The sequence below is a fragment of the Heliomicrobium modesticaldum Ice1 genome, from assembly GCF_000019165.1.
Lineage (GTDB): Bacteria > Bacillota > Desulfitobacteriia > Heliobacteriales > Heliobacteriaceae > Heliomicrobium > Heliomicrobium modesticaldum.
Genome location: NC_010337.2, coordinates 580,943 through 600,516, shown reverse-complemented (window position 1 = coordinate 600,516; position 19,574 = coordinate 580,943). Strand labels below are relative to the sequence as shown.

The 19,574-nt window shown below is 55.1% G+C and carries 14 protein-coding genes; 11 read left to right on the top strand and 3 right to left on the bottom strand.

All coding sequences use genetic code 11. The features are described 5' to 3' along the window. Positions 1-210: 210 nt before the first annotated feature. Positions 211-1,833 carry an IS1182-like element ISHmo2 family transposase gene (locus tag HM1_RS02765; protein ID WP_012281187.1) on the bottom strand — a complete coding sequence of 541 codons (1,623 nt, stop codon included), beginning with the start codon at positions 1,831-1,833 and terminating at the stop codon, positions 211-213. Between the two features lie 158 nt (positions 1,834-1,991). On the opposite strand from HM1_RS02765, the gene cas3 reads away from it, so the two are divergent. The 8 genes from cas3 to cas2e are packed head-to-tail and all read left to right on the top strand — an operon-like array spanning position 1,992 to position 10,404. Continuing rightward, positions 1,992-4,523 carry a CRISPR-associated helicase Cas3' gene (gene cas3, locus HM1_RS02755; RefSeq protein WP_335324182.1) on the top strand — a complete coding sequence of 844 codons (2,532 nt, stop codon included), beginning with the start codon at positions 1,992-1,994 and terminating at the stop codon, positions 4,521-4,523. Further along, positions 4,507-6,078, top strand: coding sequence for a type I-E CRISPR-associated protein Cse1/CasA (gene casA / locus HM1_RS02750; RefSeq protein ID WP_012281750.1), 1,572 nt, complete (start codon positions 4,507-4,509; stop codon positions 6,076-6,078). Before cas3 ends, casA begins: the two co-directional genes overlap by 17 nt. A gap of 9 nt (positions 6,079-6,087) precedes the next feature. Continuing rightward, the gene (gene casB / locus HM1_RS14355) at positions 6,088-6,651 is read left to right on the top strand and encodes a type I-E CRISPR-associated protein Cse2/CasB (protein WP_012281749.1); all 564 of its coding nucleotides are present in this window, start codon (positions 6,088-6,090) and stop codon (positions 6,649-6,651) included. Next, entirely contained in the window at positions 6,651-7,811 is a 1,161-nt protein-coding gene (gene cas7e, locus HM1_RS02740; protein ID WP_049754013.1) for a type I-E CRISPR-associated protein Cas7/Cse4/CasC, read from the top strand. Before casB ends, cas7e begins: the two co-directional genes overlap by 1 nt. Positions 7,812-7,813: 2 nt before the next feature. After that, positions 7,814-8,506 carry a type I-E CRISPR-associated protein Cas5/CasD gene (gene cas5e / locus HM1_RS02735; protein ID WP_012281747.1) on the top strand — a complete coding sequence of 231 codons (693 nt, stop codon included), beginning with the start codon at positions 7,814-7,816 and terminating at the stop codon, positions 8,504-8,506. Further along, on the top strand, positions 8,493-9,179 hold the full coding sequence (gene cas6e, locus HM1_RS02730) for a type I-E CRISPR-associated protein Cas6/Cse3/CasE (RefSeq protein ID WP_041313172.1): 687 nt from the start codon (positions 8,493-8,495) through the stop codon (positions 9,177-9,179). Before cas5e ends, cas6e begins: the two co-directional genes overlap by 14 nt. A gap of 2 nt (positions 9,180-9,181) precedes the next feature. Beyond that, positions 9,182-10,114, top strand: coding sequence for a type I-E CRISPR-associated endonuclease Cas1e (gene cas1e / locus HM1_RS02725; RefSeq protein ID WP_012281746.1), 933 nt, complete (start codon positions 9,182-9,184; stop codon positions 10,112-10,114). Positions 10,115-10,134: 20 nt separating this feature from the next. Then, positions 10,135-10,404 carry a type I-E CRISPR-associated endoribonuclease Cas2e gene (cas2e, locus tag HM1_RS02720; protein ID WP_041313169.1) on the top strand — a complete coding sequence of 90 codons (270 nt, stop codon included), beginning with the start codon at positions 10,135-10,137 and terminating at the stop codon, positions 10,402-10,404. A gap of 331 nt (positions 10,405-10,735) precedes the next feature. On the opposite strand, the gene HM1_RS02715 is transcribed toward cas2e, so the two are convergent. Both HM1_RS02715 and HM1_RS02710 read right to left on the bottom strand, forming a co-directional pair. Continuing rightward, positions 10,736-11,401: a hypothetical protein gene (locus HM1_RS02715; RefSeq protein WP_012281745.1), complete on the bottom strand. Its 666-nt coding sequence runs from the start codon at positions 11,399-11,401 to the stop codon at positions 10,736-10,738. A gap of 364 nt (positions 11,402-11,765) precedes the next feature. Then, on the bottom strand, positions 11,766-12,551 hold the full coding sequence (locus tag HM1_RS02710; protein ID WP_041313166.1) for a basic amino acid ABC transporter substrate-binding protein: 786 nt from the start codon (positions 12,549-12,551) through the stop codon (positions 11,766-11,768). 552 nt (positions 12,552-13,103) lie between these two features. Here HM1_RS02710 and HM1_RS02705 point away from each other — a divergent pair. The 3 genes from HM1_RS02705 (at position 13,104) to HM1_RS02695 (ending at position 19,528) form a co-directional block, all read left to right on the top strand. Then, on the top strand, positions 13,104-14,255 hold the full coding sequence (locus HM1_RS02705) for a glycerate kinase (RefSeq protein ID WP_012281739.1): 1,152 nt from the start codon (positions 13,104-13,106) through the stop codon (positions 14,253-14,255). Positions 14,256-14,418: 163 nt separating this feature from the next. Beyond that, positions 14,419-15,459 (top strand): HD-GYP domain-containing protein, encoded by a 1,041-nt coding sequence (locus tag HM1_RS02700; protein ID WP_012281738.1) that lies wholly within the window; start codon positions 14,419-14,421, stop codon positions 15,457-15,459. 295 nt (positions 15,460-15,754) lie between these two features. Then, entirely contained in the window at positions 15,755-19,528 is a 3,774-nt protein-coding gene (locus HM1_RS02695; protein WP_012281736.1) for a chemotaxis protein CheB, read from the top strand. Positions 19,529-19,574 lie beyond the last annotated feature (46 nt).

The window sequence follows — 19,574 nt, the reverse complement described above, 5'->3', positions numbered from 1 at the left end:
CCCCTGTTGGTCCATATGGCTGCCGTCGGATGCACGGTTCGATGTCTATTGACACGTAGAGGCCGTCTAGAAAATAAGCAAATTCCCTAGCCAGCCCTTGCAAAAGCATGATTTTTTAATACAAACAGCAAAAAACTAGAGTCTTTTTATCGGTCTCACCGGCCCTTTTTGAGGATTTTCCTCAAAAAGGGCAGATCTCCCCCTTGCACCTTATGCGGCTTTTTTGAAAGCAACACCGCGTAAGGCACTCACCTCCAACACCATGGTTGCATTCTTATCATTTCGTAGACGGTTGAGTTTTTGAAAGTTCGCCGCTAACGCGCTGAGCCGGGCGGCATAAGCCAGATTTCGTTTTCCGATACGGCGAACCCGGCGCAGTCCGTAACGGTTGACCAGTTCATTTTGCTTGGCTTCGATGCGGCTGCGAAGACGCATCTGTTCCTTATAGATTTTCGTTTGGGAGTGCTTTGCCGCCTCGAGCATGACACCATAGGCGTTGTGAATAAAAATCGTGCGCCGATGTTTCTTTTCTTTAAAACAGGTCGTGTAACGAGGGCAGTGCTTGCAATCATGGTCCTTGGCGCGAAGCACGAAGTTCTTCCCATCTGCCACTTCCGAATAGGTGGTGATGACTTTTCCTCTCGGGCAGATCAGTTGTGTTTGGTCTTCGGAAACTTGAAATCCCTCGCCCGCGAGGATATCACATTTTGTCTTTGGTGAAAGTGGCGCCACTACGTCAATGCCTTTTTCCTTGAGGGTGACACGGTCATCGCCCGCACCATAGTGGGTATCTCCAATGATCGTCGGGTTTTCTACACAATCGGTGGGAAGCTGATCCGCTAACGGCACCAGACTGGAGCCGTCATAGTCGTTGGCTTTCATGGCCTCGGCGGCGGCGATAAATCCGGAATTTCCGACTTCGACGATGGCCATCTTATACCCGCGCCATTTCGTCTTGCCCTTACAACCGAAACGGGCTTCGCTGTCTACAGCCGAAACTATCATATCTTTGACAGAACCGCCGGGGGCTATCTCAAGAGTTCCATCATCTTTCCGAATGATTCGTTCACGGAGGATACGGCAAAGCAAAAGGGCGTAATGAATGACATCGGGCTTCTTCTTCCACGAAGCCTCCGATGACTCCACGTAGGCCAGCAGTTCGTCAGCCTCGCTGACCACTTCAACAAGCCGTTCCATTTTGGCCTTATCGTCCAGGTTATGCTCTTTCACTTCCGTCACTGTTTCCAGGTAACGTACCGCCCGAGGGGCATGGGGGATTGCATGCCATGGAACACTGTATTGCTTCGCCAAAAGACGCACCAACAGGCGCATGGCTTGGCGGATCAGTTCGATGGTCGTGGGGGCACTGATGGGAGCTATGACATGGGTCGTGTCCGTTATCCAAGGTTCTTTCCCTGTCAAAACGCCCAGGTAGTACATCAACCGGATAAAGCGATCGAGATAGACCTTATCAAGTTCCTTTTGGATGAGCCGTTGCCGGTGGACGCCAAAATTGGCGTGATCAATGCCCGGTTCATCGAGGGCCATTCCTAACGCAAACTTGACCTCGATGTTCACACGTGTCTGTGCTTCCATCCCCCGGTCTGTTTCGCCCAGCATTTCCTGTAACATGCAGGCCATCGTCATCTGCCGGGCCGCATGACTGGGACGTCCGTTGTCAAGGCAATAGAGACCTGTAAAATCCTCCGGTTGTATTAATAGGGGCGCCAATTCACGAAACAGGCGAAAGACGGAATCGGCAGGCACAAGTTGGTCCCAGAGGGCTGCAAAGTCGTAAAAGCTAACTTGGGGGTCCACATCGAATCGAAACAAGGTACATCGCCTCGCTATAAACAGTCTTTGTACCTATATCCTTCGACGCGAAGAGTCGAATTCCCTTTAAATTCCACCAATTTCCATATAAAAACGTCTTGCTTTTTGCCCTCTCTTGAGGGGGTTTTTAGACAGACTCACGTAGCCCATTTTCCGGTCTGGTCGACAAACTGCAACGTGCTTCCGGTTGGACGAAAGAAGAAGCGATTATTCGCACTGCTTTTCTCGCTGCTATGCATGATATTGGAAAGTGTCATGCGCAATTTCAGGTAAAAGGCATAGGGCTGCCCGTTGTCCAGGATTGGATTGAACGAGAGCTTCTCCCACATGCCTCGCGCGTCGACATTCGCCATGAGGCTTATACACGCCTTTGGCTGGAACAATGGCTGAGATCGAAGGGATGGGGGCGTTTTAGCTCCGGAACAGTGGGTCTGGCGTTACAGGGACACCATGGTTCATTTGTTGTCCCTTGCAAGCGGGTTGACGACGGTAGTGCGAGTATAAATGAACTTTGGAAACAACTGAGATTACAGGTAGTGGAAGAGTTGCTTCGTTTTTTTCAAATGGATATTTGGAAGCAACAAGATTTCCCCGATCACAGTACCTTTGGCATGTTGCTGTCTGGAATCACCGTGCTGGCTGATTGGATAGCGTCTTCCGAAGCGTTTTTTGGAGGGGATATTCCTGATTGGCACCAGGCCAAGCAGAAGAACTTCGAAGTCCTAGCGTTGCAATTCCTTGACCAAGTAGGTTTAAGCGGCAAAAAACCAATAAACGCAGAGATGACAGAAGAGGACTCCTTTCTCCGCTTTTGGAGACATCTCCACTTGCCGTCCCTGAGGCCGCTGCAAGCCCTATGTGAACAAATTGCCCGCAGTGAGAAAACCGGAGGGTTGGCGATCATCGAAGCCCCGATGGGAGAAGGGAAGTCTGAGGCTGGCATCTATCTATTAAACTGTTGGGTCGCTGGCAGCGGTGGGGATGGTATGTATGTGGCGCTGCCGACTGCGGCGACGGCCAATCAGATGTATTCTCGGGTGCAAGAGTTGCTCTCCAATCAAGGAACCGAGAAAGGGTTGCGACTCGTTCACGGGATGGCTTGGTTGTTGGATTTGCAAAAACAATATTGGGAGGAAGACGAGCGCGAAGACTGGTTCCGTCCGAAAAAGCGGGCGCTATTGGCCCCTTACGGGGTGGGCACGGTGGATCAGGCGATGCTGGCCGCCATGCGCGTGAAGTTCGGCTGCCTGCGGTTGTTGGGACTTGCGGGGAAGGGACTGTTGATCGACGAAGTCCACGCCTATGACACCTATATGAACACCATCATTGATCAATTGCTTGCCTGGTGCGGACATCTGAGCATTCCCGTTGTTCTTTTATCGGCGACGCTCCCAGTTAAGCGGCGTAAACAACTGCTTGAGGCATATGGCGGGGATGTCATAGAAGGTGCAGTGAATCAACAGTATCCGTTGGTCACCGTAGCCGTTGACGCCAAGACTTGCGAATTTCCTGTCTTACCCTCGCGGCCAAATCAGGAGTACAACCTGCGAATGCTTCCCGGCGCGTTAGAAAACGCTGAAGCGATCGTCAACGCCGTTTTGGACTGGGCAGACGCACATGATAGTGGTTGTGCTGGCGTGGTAGTCAACACCGTGTATATGGCGCAACAAGTTTTCCGAAAACTAAAAAAACTACATAGAAAAGGTCGCTTGCCGAGTGATGTTGAGTTGCTGCTGTACCACGCCCGTTTCACTGCGGGACGGCGCAAAGCAATTGAGGACAAGGTTCTCCGTTGGTTGGATAAAGGCAGTTTGCAGGATCCCGCACGTCGGCCGAAACGGGCTGTTTTGGTGGCCACTCAGGTAGTCGAGCAATCGCTGGACATCGACTTTGATGTGCTGTTCACGGAACTGGCCCCCATCGATTTGTTGCTCCAGCGCATCGGTCGTCTCTGGCGGCACGAACGACCAAGACGGTTGAATCACGCCGAGAGCAAAGCAAATGTTTCCATCTTTGCGCCTGAAATAGCGGAACGATTCTATTGGGGAAAGACAGGGGCAGTGTACGAACCACTTGTGCTGCTGAAAACCCTGGCTGTCTTGCAAAAACGAAACCAATTCCAGTTACCCCAAGATTTCCGTCCCCTTATTGAATCCGTTTATGATGATGAAATCGCAAACGTGCCGGACGAATGGCTCTACTCGTTAGCGTCGGTCCGGGAGGAGTATCGAAAAAATCAAGTGGAACAGCAGCAACGAGCGCGGGAGTCGCTATATCCAAAACCGTTGAAAAGTGAGTTGGCCGTTACGCCCATTTTTGCAGTCAATGAAGAAGTCTCCGAAGGAGAGGTTTCCAGTCACCTGCATGCGGTCACGCGAATAGGTAGTGAAACGCGCAGCGTGCTGGCGGTGCCGAAGGACGAATGGGAACGGGTGGGACAAGGCCTCGTTTCTCACGAACAATTGCATCATTGGATGAAGTATCATGTGTCATTGCCAGAAAAATGGTTGAGCGGGTGCGAACTCCCAGCATTGAAGCCATATCGCCAGTGGAGTGTGATGCCAATGCATCCAGGCTCTCCTTCATTTTGGGAGGGGACAAGCAAAGGGGGAAATGTAATCCGCATTGAGTACGACGATGAACTGGGATTTCGGTTAGGGAAGGAGGAACCCAATGCAACCAGCCTTTGATTTACTGACAGAACCATGGGTGACGGTCCGGGATGTGAAGGGACGGATTTGCGTCGTTCACTTGCGGGATGTGCTTGCCAAAGCCCATGAATGGAGCGAAGTCATTGATGAATCACCCTTGATCCAGTTTGGTTTGTATCGCTTTTTACAGGCCCTTATAATCGATATTTTCCCGCTAAAAGGTCAACGGGGTCGACTCGAACTGATGGAAGAAGGGCAGTTTGACGAAACGAAACTGAACGCCTACTGGGAAAAATACGGTGTCTATTTTGACCTGTTTGATGCGGAGCGGCCCTTTTTACAGGTTCCGCCTCGGGAACAAGAAAAGGTAAAACGAAAGTCAGTTGCCGAACTGTTTCACCAATTGCCGACGGGAACGAATGTCATCCATTTTCACCACCGGCTTCAGGACGAATATGTCCTCGCGCCGGACGTTTGCGCCCGAATAATGACCACACTTTCGCCCTTCACTACGGCCGGCGGGCAGGGACTCTCTCCCAGTATCAACGGCAACCCTCCTTATTACGTGTGGAGAAAGGGAGATAACCTCTTCGAAACACTGCTGCTGAATTACTGGATTACCGATCAAGATCGAGGCATTCCCGCCTGGCGAGACCGGCGTCCCTCACGAGGGGAAACAAGGTCAGAGGCGAGGCTCTTGGAAGGGCTCACATGGCAGCCGCGTCGTGTCACTTTGATTCCCGAAATGGGACCGTTCCAATGCACATACAGCGGCAGGAGTTGTCAATGGGGAGTCCGGCAGATGGTGTTCGAAGCCGGGTTTCAGGCGAGAGTGGACACGTGGAGAGATCCCAATGTCGCTGTCGTGAATACCGACAAAGGGCGGAGTTTCGTAAGACCTCGCTGGGGTCGACAGACTTGGCGGGATGTAGGACCGCTGGCGCTGATCGACGGCGCCGGTAAAGGCGTTCAAGAGAAGAACAGTTATGAACGAGCGCCCATCTTGAATCAAGCATCGATCTACTTAGAATGTGAACAACAAACGACCACCATCGAGGTATATGGGCTTCAAACGGATGGCAATATGAAGTACCTGGATTGGCGCTATGAGGAATTGCAGTTGCCCGCCGGCTTAGAGCAAGTCCCCAACGGAGAAGAATTCGCGCTTCAGGCGATGAACAATGCGGAAAAAGCGGCGTGGGCGCTTCGCAAGGCCGTCAACATGTGTGTTCAAATCAAACAGAAAAAAGGAAAAAAGGAACAAAAAATCTGGCCGGGTGAATGGGGACAGCGTGTTGAGGATGCCTACTGGCTAAGTCTGGAGGCGCCTTATCTGGCTTTTCTAAGCGTTCTGGCAGGGACGGCGAAAGAAGAGGACCCTGACAAGCACCTAGAGACCCTTATGGAAGCATGGACAAAAGAGATCAGAAATAAAGCCAGTGATTATTTTACCGAAGCGACGAAAGAAAACGTATCGGACGCGGAGGCGATGCGCCGTCAGATTCAGGCGGAACAGTACCTGCGACGTTCATTGAGGTTCATCGGCGTAAAGTCTCCCTCGAAGGATGAAGATGCGGCAAAGAAAGGACGGTGATCATCAGTCATGAATGATGCAAACCGGGGAGACGCGATCCGAAATAAAGCGGAAGACTTCATTCAACGTGTTAAGAGCTTGACGCCGGGGGAGCGGGCCTTGCTCAAACGAAACGCAGGCTGCCGGCTGTCCGAATCACGGGGCGCGTTGCCGCTGTTCTACCGCCTGTGTCCGAGAAGCATCCCTGAATGGGAGGAGGACATTTGGTTTCTCATCGCCTGCCTTTGCTGTCTTGACCGCTCCGAAAAAGAGGCCGAGGAACGGTCTTTTGCCCGCTCTCTCCTCGATTTTCTAGGCAAAGACGGGTTTGAAGCGGATGGGGCCAATGGTTGGCAGCGCAAGGTCACAAAATTGTTGGATGCGTCACAGGAAGAGTTGTTTTATCGGTTGCCTCAGGTGGTAAAGCGTCTCGTGGATAATCGTGTGCCCATTGACTGGGCGGGACTGCTGACAGACTTGCGAATTTGGCACTGGAAGAGTCGGATTGTGCAAAAGCGCTGGGCCAGGGAATTTTTCGGCTCAAAATCTAATGGTACGGGAGAAGAACAAGAAAACGACGGAGGGGACAACTGATGTTGGTAGAGATTCATGTGCTGCAGAACCATGCGCCGGCTAATCTGAACCGGGATGAGAGCGGAAGCCCGAAAGACTGTATGTTTGGCGGCGTGCGTCGGGGTCGCATCTCCAGTCAGTGCCAGAAGCGCACAATTCGCTGTTCGCCGCTGTTTCAAGACAGCATTGGTGAGAGCCGGTTGGGGATGCGCACGCGCAAACTGCCTTTTCTCGTCAAAGAAGAACTGATGCGCTTAGGCCTGAGTGAGGAACTGGCCAAAATCGGCGCTCGGAAGGCGAGCGGCTTAGGCAATAAAGACGGGAAAGAGCGGGACGATGAGATCACAGCGCAGGCGATTTTTCTTACTCAGGAAGATGTGAGCGTCATCGCACGCTGTTTGTTCCGCCATTTGAAGGACAAGACGGTAAAGCAGGCGAAAGCGATCAAAGCGCAGGAACTGCAAAAAGACCCGGAACTGGTTGGTTGGCGTCCTGTAACGGTGGATGTGGCTCTTTTCGGCAGGATGACCACCTCTACCGCCTTTAACGATGTGGAGGCATCGGTTCAGGTCGGACATGCGATCTCTACCCACCGCGTGGACAGCGAGTTTGATTACTTTACGGCTGTTGACGATTTAATGGGGGACGGTGATAGCGGCGCCGACATGATCGGAGACACCGAGTTCAATTCCTGTTGCTATTACAAGTACTTCAATGTGGATATGGATGAGTTGAAACGCAATCTGGCCGGTCCGGATCGCTTGAAAAAACTCACCGCTGAAGAACGGCAGGACCTTGCCAGGGATGCAGCGCATATCGTAAAAGCCTTTATTGAATCGCTTGTGTTTTGTTCACCTGACGGCAAACAGAATTCCTTTGCGGCGCGGCAACTGCCCTCGGCAGTACTGGTGGAAGTAAAAAAGCGAAAAATTCCTGTCAGCTACGCCAACGCTTTCGTCAAACCGGTTACGGCTCGGGGGGAAATGGATTTGGTGCAGGCCAGCGTAAACGCATTTCTTGATCATGTGAAAGAGACGGAAAAGTGCTTCGGCCTAACTCCAAACCGGAGATGGTTGTTGTTGATGGGATGCGAGTCTCCGAAAATGACAACAGATCAGGTATCCACTTTTCCTGCGTTGGTGGAAGAACTGACGGCGGCGTTGCAGCAAGGGGAGGAATGAGAATGGGGATACCCATTCTGGCACTTCGCCTGGAAGGCCCCTTGCAATCCTGGGGCAGCCGCTCCCGTTGGGATTACCGCGACAGCGCGCTAGAACCCACCAAGTCGGGAATCATCGGCTTGTTGGGCTGCGCGTTGGGCTGGTCCCGAAACGACAAGCGTCTGGAGTCACTGGATGCCGCCCTTCGGTTGACGGTTCGTATTGATAAGCCGGGAACGCCGTTAATCGACTTTCATACGGTGCAAGGATATCTCCTTATGGCCGAAGGGAAACAGAAGAAAAGCGGCAATGATATGTATACAGTTGTTTCCCGGCGCGTGTACTTGCAAGAGGCATCTTTTCTGGCGCTGTTGACGGGGGAGCAGGGTGCGCTGCACCAATGCAAAAAGGCGCTAAACGATCCCGTTTGGCCGGTTTTTCTCGGTCGGAAAAGTTGTCCCCCTGCCCGTCCGTTGTTTGACAGCTTTTACGAGGGTGATTTTAGGGATGTTCTTGAAGCAATGAGATCCATCCCTTGGTCAAGCGCGCCTGCGGCAGGTCCGATCAGACTCCGCTATGTCATGGAGGACGAGGGCGGAAGGGAATGGCGGCAAGATGTACTGCGGATCAACGGCGCCCGCATGTACGGACGGCGGCGTGTCAGCGTCGGCTGGGTTGACCTTGACCGGAGGAGGGATCCGGATGTATCTAAGTAAGTTGTTATTGAACATCCGACACTCCCAGGTGCGAAAAGACATCGCCCGTGGGCACGAGATGCATCGGACGCTTCTTCGGGCTTTTCCTGAAGTTCAATCGGGAACAGAATCCGCCCGCAGTCATTATGGCGTTCTCTACTGGTTGGACACATCTGGAGAAAGAGACGTTACGCTCTTGGCCCAGTCACGGCTTCCGCCAACCTGGGAACAGCTTCCGTCCGGATATTTAACTCGCCCGGCAGCGGTAAAGAATATAGCACCGCTATTTGATTCCATCCAACAGGGACAAGTCTTCCGGTTTCGCCTGCGCGCAAATCCAACACTCAAACGAGGCGGCACCAGCAAAGAAGAGCGGCAAAGTGGAGAACCGAAACGTAATAGCAAACGAATATTCCTTGTCGGTCAAGAGGCACAGGCGGAATGGCTTATGCGCCAGGGAGAGAAATACGGCTTTCAAACGCTTGTAGACCATACCGGCGCCCCCAGCATCCGTATCGGAGCTTCTCAATCCCTGCTTTTAGGTAAGGGTGGAAAGGGGCAGGTTATCCATGTGGATTATTACGGCTTGTTGCAGGTGACTGATGATGAACGGTTTCGAACGGCTCTTATCGAGGGAATTGGTCCCGCGAAAAGTTATGGCTGCGGAATGATGATGTTGCTGGAACGGAGATAAGCATGCGCGATCTACATGAACTTCCCAGGCTGACGGACAGCATCAGTTACCTCTATGTTGAGCATGCCGTGGTGGAGCAAGAGGCGAAAGCGATAGCCTTATGGCGGGAAGATGGAAAAGTCCAGGTTCCATGCGCGTCTTTAAGTGTGTTGATGTTGGGGCCAGGGACAAAAGTCTCCCATGCCGCCATGCGTACGCTTGCTGACTGTGGATGTAGCGTCCTTTGGGTGGGTGAGGGAGGGCTGCGGGTATATGGTCAAGGGATGGGTGAAACTCGCAGTTCATCAAATCTGCTTCGTCAAGTGTCATTATGGAGTAATCCAGATACTCGCATGGCGGTCGTTCGCAGAATGTACGAGTTAAGGTTCCGGGAACCTGTCTCGCCGGAGATGACGTTGCGGCAGATTCGCGGAATGGAAGGCGGTCGCGTCCGGCAGATATACGCCAGGTTAGCCAAGGAACATGGTGTCGTATGGACCGGCAGGAATTATGACCGGGGAAATTGGAATAGCGCCGATCCCGTCAATCGCGCGCTGTCAGCAGCTAATGCGTGCCTCTACGGTGTTTGCCATGCGGCTATCGTATCGATGGGATACTCTCCGGCGGTTGGATTTATTCACACCGGAAAGCAGTTGTCTTTCGTATACGACGTGGCGGATATATACAAAACGGACACCACAATACCGGTGGCATTCACCGTGGCCGGCAAAAACGATGTCGCAAACATCGAGAGGGAAGTTCGGTTGGCGTGTCGTCAACAATTTCATGACAAACGGTTATTGGAGCGGGTTGCCAAAGATTTATCGATGCTGTTTTCGGGGATCAATCTGCCTGAGGTGATAGAAGGGTACGATGGATCCGACGATAAGCCGGGAGGCATCTGGGACGATCAGGATGGCATCGTATCTGGCGGGAAGAACTATTCTGATGAATGAGAAAGGGGATTAAGAGGGGAATGGTCGTTATTCTTATGGAACGTGTCTCCTCTTCTGCCCGAGGTGAATTATCCCGGTGGCTCGTGGAAGTCAAATCAGGCGTTTTTGTTGGTCGCATTTCTGCGGTGGTGCGAGAAAAACTCTGGGAACGCATCTGTGTTCCAGCGGGAGGTGGGGCGACACTCATTTACACAACGAATACGGAACAAGGTTTTGCGGTGAAAACCAACGGAAAGAGCCGGTATCGTATCGTAGACTTGGAAGGTGTTTTCTTGGCGGAAGCCCCGTAATTATTAGGTTTTTCTAGTATGCTCCCCGCGCACGCGGTGGTGAACCGGGGAATACCATCTTCGGTCGGGCGCAGAAGAAATGTTCCCCGCGCGCGGGGGTGAGTTGTTCGCATAATCCGCGTATTTTTTGACCATCTTGTGATTTGTCGAGTGAACAATCGTACGGTCTTTTTTTTTTCGGTAAAAAACTTTTATAATTCGTATACGAATGTAGTGCGATAAGGGAAATAAAAGAAGCGACGCCCAAACCTAACGCATGGGCGGCGCCTCTTTTATGTCTTATGTCATGTACGTAAACCGTATTCAGAACCCGTAACCCCTAAGCGCCAACTCACTCCGCGGCGCCCTGCTCCACAGCCAGGTCTTCCGCTTCCACCAACTCGTCCATCACGCCGCCTTCCGGAACCGTGGCGTCGTCGGCTTCGGCGGCAGTCTGGACGGGTAGCTCGCTGGCGCTCTTCCTGCGCTGGTACTCTTCAAAGAGCGCGCTGATCCCCTGGAACATGGCGTCCTTGCCATAGAGGAAGCGCATCATGCTGGGGACTTCTTCTTTGATGTTGGTGACGGTGATCTCCTTGCCCCGCTCTTCCAGGAGGCGGAGTTGTTCGAAGATCGTCGCCTTGATCTCGTCTTCGCTGTTGCCCCAGCGGATGCGGGGCGGTTTCACGGCGACCGGCCCGGCCGCTCTGCGGCGGCGGCCGCGGCGGGGCGTTTCGCCGACCAGTCCACTGATGGTTTCTACGGCTTCGGTAGCCGCCTCAGGGGTCGCTGAGGCGGCGCTGGCTTGGCGCTCGCTCTCTTCCTTGACGGTGGCTTTGAGCTCTTCCAAGGCCTGACGAAGAGCGGTCAGCTCGTTCATAACCGGCTCAAGGGCGCGGTTAACCAGGTCTTGGGCCAGTTGGAAGGCGAACTCAACGGACTGGCGGTAACGTTGATAATCGGCGTCCAGTTGCAGCAACGCCTTATCATGGGGGGAAAACTCATTAAATTGACGCATGTACGCTCCCATCCTTTAGATTCGTTTTCTGATGTTCTGGTATATTATATATCAAATTTACCTTTTCTAAAACAAAAAATCAATGTTCTTTATAAAAAATAAATTGTAAAGAACAAAAAGGATTCACGTCGACACCTCTACATTCATTCAATTCCACCAGGAGATATGGACGATACTTTCGACCCAAACGGTGAAACAATAAGCCCTCATATGGTAGAGACCTTTTTGTGCCTTCGAATAGGATATGTACAAGATGTTCTTTAGCGGCGACTTTACATGGGATAATGCTTGCCTAAATCACGTCAAAAAGGCGCAGCGATGATGCGCTGCGCCTGATGTGAGCCAGGTATTCGCCCGAACGGCGTTACTTCGCGCCGAAGTACTTGAGGGACAGTTCTTTGATCTTGCCGTTCTTTTCGAGCTTGTCCAGGGCGTCGTTGATCTGTTGCTGCAGTTCCCTGTCGCCCTTGCGGACGGCGAAGCCGAACTGTTCCTTTTCCAGGCTGGTGTCTTCAAGGATGAGGAGTTTTGCATCAGGGTTGTTGACCAGATAGTTCTGGGCCACCGGCTTGTCGGCGATGACGGCGTCAAGTCCGTCGATCCGCAGGGTGTTCAGCGCGTCAGGTAAGGTTTCAAAGCGCTTGATCCTGGTGCTGCGCTCACCCAACAGTTTTTCAGCCACGCCCATGCCGGTCGTGCCGTTTTGGACGCCCACGTTTTTATCTTTCAGATCGGCGAGGGTCTTGATGGGAGAACCTTCCTTGACAATGATGGCCTGGACGGAATCGTAATAAGGCTTGGAGAAGCCGATGCTCTCTTTGCGCTTTTCCGTGATCGTCATCGCCGAGGCGATCATGTCGATGCTCTGGTTTTGCAGCTCGGCGATCAGGTTGTCGAAGGGCGTATTTTTGATCTCTACCTCGACGCCGATCTCCTTGCCGATCTCCCTCGCCAGGTCGACGTCGAAGCCGATGATTTCGCCTTGTTCGTCTTTCCATTCAAAGGGGCGGTAGGTGGCTTCTGTGCCGACGACGATTTTCTTCTTGGCCGTCGCAGTCGTGGCGGGGGCATTGCCGCCGCATCCAGCGAGACTGACGAGCAGGCCTGCGGCGAGCGCTGCAGTGCAGCCGATGCGCATCCATTTGTTCATTTGATAGGTCCTCCCTTTCGCGTTGGCTTTTGACATACGGGCATATTATACAAGTTTGAGCATAAAATCACAAGAACAAATGATCGGCAATGGTATGCAGCGACTGTATGGGGGCCGTAAAAAATCCGCCGGCGATGCCGGCGCAGCCAAAGAGAAAAAACGTGAAAATAATGACAAATTTTATGTGTGAACGGCTAAACCTGGTTCCAAGGGAAGACGATAGTAACGGTGAGGGACTTGGGTAGGGGTACCCGAAGGGAGAGATGGCCATGGATGGCATCCGCGTCGTCCCCGTTTTCTCTCCACAGTACTTTCCCCAAAAAGAGAGGGGACGGGCAAAAGAGGTCCTCCCAACGACCAAGGGAAAACCAAAAGGATTTTCCCAGTTGTTGATGGAGGCCATCCGGAAGGAGCAAAGGAAGGCACGCTGACGCCCGGGAGACCGCCCCAACGGACCAGAGAACAGGGAACAGAAATGGAGTCCAAACAAAGACCAGGGCCCCGCTGCTGGACGGCTCGCCCATGCAGCAAGAGATGAAGTGAGGGGATAGCATGCGCATCGTTGTCGCACCGGATTCGTACAAAGAGTCCCTCTCGGCGCTGGAGGTGGCCGAGATCATCGATCGGGCAGCCCGGGCGGTCTGGCCGTCGGCGGTGGTCGATCTCGTTCCCCTGGCCGACGGCGGCGAGGGGTTCGTCGAGGCCATGGTCAAGGGGGCCGGCGGTCGTATTGTCGAGCGAGAGGTGACGGGACCCCTGGGGGAACCGGTGAGCGCCCACTACGGCATTCTCAAGGATGGAAAAAGTGCCGTCATCGAGATGGCAGCCGCCTCGGGACTGCATCTCGTCCCACGGGATAAGCGGGATCCCCGGAACACGACCACCTTCGGCACCGGCGAGTTGATCGCCGCTGCCATCGACGCCGGATGCCACACCGTCTATATCGGCATCGGCGGTTCGGCCACCAATGACGGCGGTGCCGGCATGGCCGAGGCGCTGGGCGTGAGGCTGCTCGATGCGGAAGGGAAGGGCATCCCGCGCGGTGGCGCTGGTTTGGCGCGCTTGCAGCGGATCGACATGACAGGACTTCATCCGGCCATCGCTTCCGGGGAGGTGACCGTCGTCGCCGCCTGTGATGTCACTAACCCCCTCTGCGGTCCCACCGGCGCCTCGGCCGTCTTCGGTCCCCAAAAAGGCGCCACGCCGGAGATGGTGGAACTGTTAGATGCCAATCTGCGCCTTCTGGCGACGGTTGTCGAAAGAGACCTGGGCCGTCAGACGGCCGAAAAACCGGGCGCCGGCGCCGCCGGCGGCCTGGGTGCCGGCTTGATGGCCTTTCTCGACGCCCGGCTGGAGCGCGGTTTCAGCCTGGTCAGCGAGATCACCGGGCTGGAGGCCAAGGTAGCCGCCGCTGATCTGGTGGTGACGGGAGAGGGCAAGACGGACCGGCAGACGGCCTACGGTAAGGTCCCTTACGGCGTGGCGAAGATCGCCGAGGAGCATGGCAAACCGGTCATCGTCATCTCCGGCGGCATCGACGACCATGGGGAATTGGAATCGGCCTTTTCCGTCCTCGTATCCTGCACCCGTCTTCCCGTCGACGTGACGACGGCGATGGCCCGGGCGGAGTCCTTTCTTTCCGCCGCCGCCAAGGCCGCATTCCGGCTCGTCGCCCTCGGCGCCGGGTTGAATAAAACTTGTTGAATTGCTATACAAAAAGCCCCAAGCCCGTATTCCCAATCATCGGAAACTTTTTTATAATGTTTTCGTGTGGTCATCACTCACGTTGACGGGAAACGGGTCAGGCCGCGCTTTGGCCGCGACACCACCCGGCGGCAAAGGATAGCATCAGGGAGGCACCAAGGATATGATGCGAATATCCGTCAGCCTGGTGGAGCCGGGCAACGTGCTGGCCAAACCAGTCTATGACGGCCGAGGCAACGTCTTGTTGGCCAGGGGGGTTGAACTGACCGGAGGTTACATCCGGCGCTTGAAGGATCTGAACATCCAGTCGGTTTTTATCGAAAGCCCCTTTGACGACCTGATCAATTACGAGACGGCTCTTTCTGACCCGGTTTTCACGGAGGTCATGAAAAACACGCGCCACCTGGTGAAGCTGCTGGCGTCACCTCGGGCGAATATGGATCTGTCCAGCGCCCAAAAGAGCGTCGAGATGCTCGTCGACGAGCTGATCCGCAATCGCGGCGTCCTGCTCGATGTGAGCGCCCTCCACGATTATGACGAATACACCTTCACCCATTGCGTTTCCGTCTGTGTTATCTCGATCATCATCGGCATGAGCGTCGGTCTGAGCCGGAATGAACTGGCCCTCTTAGGGATGGGCGCGCTCCTGCATGATATCGGCAAAACCCGGATCCCTGTCGAGATCCTGAATAAGCCCGGCAAACTGACGGCTGAGGAATATGCCATCATGAAAGAACACACCCGCTTTGGCTATGACCTGCTGCGCAAAAGCACCACCCTGTTGGCGGCCCATGTGGCCTTTCAGCACCAGGAGAAATTCGACGGCACTGGCTATCCCCGCGGCGTCAAAGGCGCGGACATTCATCTCTTCGGTCGCATCTCCGCCGTAGCTGACGTTTATGACGCCCTCACGTCGCGAAGACCTTACCGCCAACCGATGCCGGGGAACAAGGCTTATGAATATATCTGGTCCCAGTCAGGCACCCACTTCGACCCTGCCATGGTGCGCCACTTTTGCGGCACTGTGGCCATTTACCCCAATGGAAGCCTCGTCGAGTTGTGTGACGGAAAAAAAGGCCTGGTGGTCAAGCAAAATGCCGGCTGGCCTCTTCGTCCCGTCATCTGTCTCCTCGAAGACAACCGTGTCTCTAAAATCATCGACCTTATGGACGAGGCCCAGTCAGGTCTGGTCATCGTGGCCTGACACCGGAATATGGTGGCGTCACACCGGGTCGTGGGCTGACGCCAGGCGGTGATCGCCCAGCGTCAATGTATTGGTGGAATCTGCAACGCTGTCGCCAAAAGGCGAGGCTTTTTTTTTCGAAACAGCAGGAAATTTCGCGCGGGAAAAGAATCGGATCATCAGAGCGATTGAAATTGCAATAACTATTTATAGGGCCGGCAGGAAAAAAGTTGCTTCATCGCCGCTGGCGTAAACCTAGCAGTATATGGGTACCTCACCGGATGGCAGCCCCCGGGAATGAGGAGGCCGACACCGGATGGAAGAGAGAAACCGGGACAACGAACAAGCCTTGTGGGTGCTGGCCATCGGCGCCTCGGCAGGCGGGTTGCGGGCTATCCAGGAAGTCCTCAACCGGTTGAGCCCGGACAAAAACCTCGCCGTCTTCGTTGTTCAACACCTGTCCCCCCGCTACCCCTCCCACTTGACGGCTATCTTGAAGCGCACATCTCTCATGGATGTGAAAGAGGCCGTCCAGGACGAGGTCATCTGCGGCGGGACGATCTATGTGGCCACGCCTAACCACCACCTGGTCCTGCATGGAAACCGAATTCATTTGGACGCCGAATCGGAAAAGGTGAAGTTCGCTCGTCCTTCCATCGACGTGCTCTTTGAGTCTGCCGCTGAAGCCTTCGGGTCGCGGGTGATCGGCGTCGTCCTCTCGGGCACCGGTTCGGACGGCAGCAACGGCATCATCAGCATCAAGGAACATGGCGGCTTCACCATCGCCCAGGATTCATCGAACAGCCATTATAACGCCATGCCTCAGAACGCCATCAACACGGGGGCCATCGACTTCGTGCTGCCCCTCAATGAGATCCCGAAGATCGTCTCCCAGATCCTCAAGGAACCGGATACAGTGCGCCGGGAACTCACCCTGGACGAACACATGGAGATCGCCGACATGCTGCGCCGCCGACTGAACATCGATGTGATCAACTACCGGCGCTCCACCTTCAAGCGGCGCGTGCGCAAGCGCATGTCTCAACTGCACTATGCATCGGTGCAGGAGTATATCGAGCACCTCAAGCAATACCCGGAAGAACTGGACGAACTGCACGATGACCTGCTGATCAACGTGACCCAGTTTTTGCGCGACGAGGCCGCCTATGAATCGCTGCGCCTCAACTGTCTGGAGCCGCTGATCGCCCGGGCGAAGGACGGCGACACCCTGCGTGTCTGGTCAGTCGGCTGTTCGACCGGGGAAGAGCCCTACTCGGTCGCCTTCATGATCGCCGATATGCTGGAGGCGTCGCAGAAAAAGCTCGAACTGAAGATCTACGCCACCGACCTTGACGAGGCGGCCATCTTGGAGGCGCGGCGCGGCCTCTACAATGAGTCTAAAGTGCGGAGCCTGCCGGAGGCCTACCGCGAAAAGTACATGATCGCCTGCGGCGATTTTTATAAAGTGAAAAAGCACATCCGCTCCTGCGTGATTTTTGGCGTGCAGGACATCGTGCACTCGGCGCCGATCGCCAAGGTGGATCTGCTCATCTGCCGCAACCTGCTCATCTACTTTGATAAGGAACTGCAGAAAAAAGTCCTGACCATGTTCCACTACGCCTTAAACCCCGGGGGATTTCTCTTCCTGGGCAAGTCGGAGACCACCTCGGTCGTACCGGAGCTCTTCGATTTTGTCGACCGGCGCTGGAAGATCTATCGGGCTCGTCCTGTCCCTACGCGCCGTGTTCCTTATTTGCGTCCGCGCAACAGTTGGATCCACCTCTCTGAAAGCGACAACCGGCTCAACCGCCGCTTTGTGGCTGACAGCGTCTTGGAAAATCTGGCGGCGCCGGTGATCGTCCTCAACGAACAGATGAAGATCGTGCTCATCAACCGCCGGGCTGACGAACTGCTCACCAACGACATCGCCGAGGCGGATAAAGCCGAGCTGGAGCGGGAACCGCTGCTCTTTCGACTGCTCGGCGGGACGATGCAGGCGGAGATGCAGGAGTGCTTTCAAAGCGGGCTCGTCCCGCCCTCGCGGGACATCAGCGCCACGTGGCGCGAAATGCCGCGCCACTATGTGCTCTCTTTCTTCCTTGACGCCGATGAGGACCGCAAACCGGTCTTGATCCTCACCTTCACCCCCGTCATCCGCCGGACGGCAGGCCCCGTCCTCTTGACGGAGCGGGAGATCGACAGCATGGAAAAAGAGCTCTCCGACGCCCTCTCGCTGGCCGAAGAGTTGCAGTCAACCAACGAAGAGTTAGAGACGACCAACGAGGAACTGCAGGCGGCCAACGAGGAGTTGGAGACGACCAACGAAGAATTGGAATCGGCCAACGAGGAACTGGAGACGACCAACGAAGAGCTTGAGGCGGCTAACGAGGAACTGGAGACGATCAACGAGGAACTGGAGGTCCGCACGCTGGAACTGCTGGCCGTATCGGCCTTGAAAAACAGCGTGCTGACGAGCATCAACGTGGCCGTCATCGCCATCGACCTGGAAGGCCGGGTGCTCGAGTGGAACCCGGCGGCGACAAAGCTCTTCGACATCCCCAGCTACAAGGCTGTCAATAACAACCTCTTCGGCTTGCAGGTGCCGCCTTTCTTCGAAGAACTGAAACCCCACCTGACGCGGCTGATCGAAGGGGAGAACGAGACCGTCAGCCGGACCGTCATCCCTTGGCGGAACAAGTCCTTCAATGTCGATTATGTCCCTCTCTACAACGAGGAGCAGCAGATTGTGGGCCTATTGATCGTCGCCTACGATATCACCGAACAGCACGAATTGCAGCGGCAGTTGCAGGCGGCCCTGGAGAAGGAGCACAACCTCGCTGAGGAACTGGCGATGGCCAAAGCGGATGCCGAACGGGCCAATCATATGAAGACGCGCTTCATCGCCGAACTGTCTCATGACCTTCGCGGTTCATTGAACGTGATCCTCGGCGTGACCCAGCTGGGCGTGGAGACAACGAGCCAACCGGCCCAGGAGGGGAAAGGGCGTCAAGAGGGGAAAGGCCTTTCGGAGGGGGAAGCGCTCCCGGAGCGGGAGGCTTTTCGGGAGGAGATCGCCACCTACTTCGATATGATCCGCAAAGCGGCCGAAAACCTGAACAACCTGCTGACCCAGGTGCTGGAGCTCTCCTCCATCGAGTTAGGGAAAAAGGCTGTCGAGAACAAGGTCTTCTCCATCCCCCAGCTGGCCGATCAGGTGAGCGCTGTCATCGCCTACAAGGCGCGCCGCGCTCGGGTGGACTACAACGTCGACAACCGAGTGCCGCCGCGGCTCTTGGTGGAGAGCGACTTCAGCAAGCTCTGCCAGATCCTGCTCAACCTGCTCGACAACGCCGTCAAGTACTCCCAGGCCGGCGGTGAGGTGACCTTCCGCATCAGCCGGGACGGCGATCGGCTGCAGCTGATCATCGCCGATCGTGGCATCGGGATGAGCCCCGAGACGGTGGCCCATATCTTCGACCCCTTCTATCGGGCCAAAGGCGTTTCCAAGATCACCGGCTCCGGTTTGGGAATGGCCATCACGCAGCAGTTGGTCCAAACGCTCAAAGGGGAGATCCACGTCGAGTCCCGGGAAGGTGTAGGCACCACAGTCACCGTCGCAATGCCGGTTCGTTACCTGGAAATGCCGGCTGAAGCCGACGCTCGGGGCCCCATCGACATGGAACGGCTGAAAGCGAGCATGACCGGACGCCGCGTGCTGATCGTCGACGAAGACGCCACATCGTTGCTGCTCTTAAGCCGCGTCATCACCGTTCTGGGCGGCCAGCCTGCGGTGGCCCGAGGGACGGAGGAGGCCATCGCGGCGTCGACTGTCCAGCCGCCTGACCTGATTCTGACTGAAGCGGAGCTTCCCGACGGCTACGCCGCCGACATGATCAGCGCCATCACCAAGCTGATGGGGGCCAGCCCGCCGGTGGTGCTGGTGACGAGCGACATTTTCCAGGTGAACCAGACTGGTCATTGGCGGGCCTACGCGGATGAGTTGACGGCCAAACCGGTGGCGCTGAACGAATTGTATGCCTGTTTGTGGCGGGTGTTGGAGAGGTCGGGGTCGGAAAATCGGATGGCCTAGAAGGCGCCGTGCAGGGTGACGAATACGAATCAGGCCTGATCTCATC

Bases quoted from the DNA above. Each gene is read 5' to 3' on its own strand.
- casA (WP_012281750.1), top strand. From the start codon at position 4,507: ATGCAACCAGCCTTTGATTTACTGACAGAACCATGGGTGACGGTCCGG.
- casB (WP_012281749.1), top strand. From the start codon at position 6,088: ATGAATGATGCAAACCGGGGAGACGCGATCCGAAATAAAGCGGAAGAC.
- cas7e (WP_049754013.1), top strand. From the start codon at position 6,651: ATGTTGGTAGAGATTCATGTGCTGCAGAACCATGCGCCGGCTAATCTG.
- cas5e (WP_012281747.1), top strand. From the start codon at position 7,814: ATGGGGATACCCATTCTGGCACTTCGCCTGGAAGGCCCCTTGCAATCC.
- cas6e (WP_041313172.1), top strand. From the start codon at position 8,493: ATGTATCTAAGTAAGTTGTTATTGAACATCCGACACTCCCAGGTGCGA.
- cas1e (WP_012281746.1), top strand. From the start codon at position 9,182: ATGCGCGATCTACATGAACTTCCCAGGCTGACGGACAGCATCAGTTAC.
- cas2e (WP_041313169.1), top strand. From the start codon at position 10,135: ATGGTCGTTATTCTTATGGAACGTGTCTCCTCTTCTGCCCGAGGTGAA.
- HM1_RS02715 (WP_012281745.1), bottom strand. From the start codon at position 11,401: ATGCGTCAATTTAATGAGTTTTCCCCCCATGATAAGGCGTTGCTGCAA.
- HM1_RS02710 (WP_041313166.1), bottom strand. From the start codon at position 12,551: ATGAACAAATGGATGCGCATCGGCTGCACTGCAGCGCTCGCCGCAGGC.
- HM1_RS02705 (WP_012281739.1), top strand. From the start codon at position 13,104: ATGCGCATCGTTGTCGCACCGGATTCGTACAAAGAGTCCCTCTCGGCG.
- HM1_RS02700 (WP_012281738.1), top strand. From the start codon at position 14,419: ATGATGCGAATATCCGTCAGCCTGGTGGAGCCGGGCAACGTGCTGGCC.
- HM1_RS02695 (WP_012281736.1), top strand. From the start codon at position 15,755: ATGGAAGAGAGAAACCGGGACAACGAACAAGCCTTGTGGGTGCTGGCC.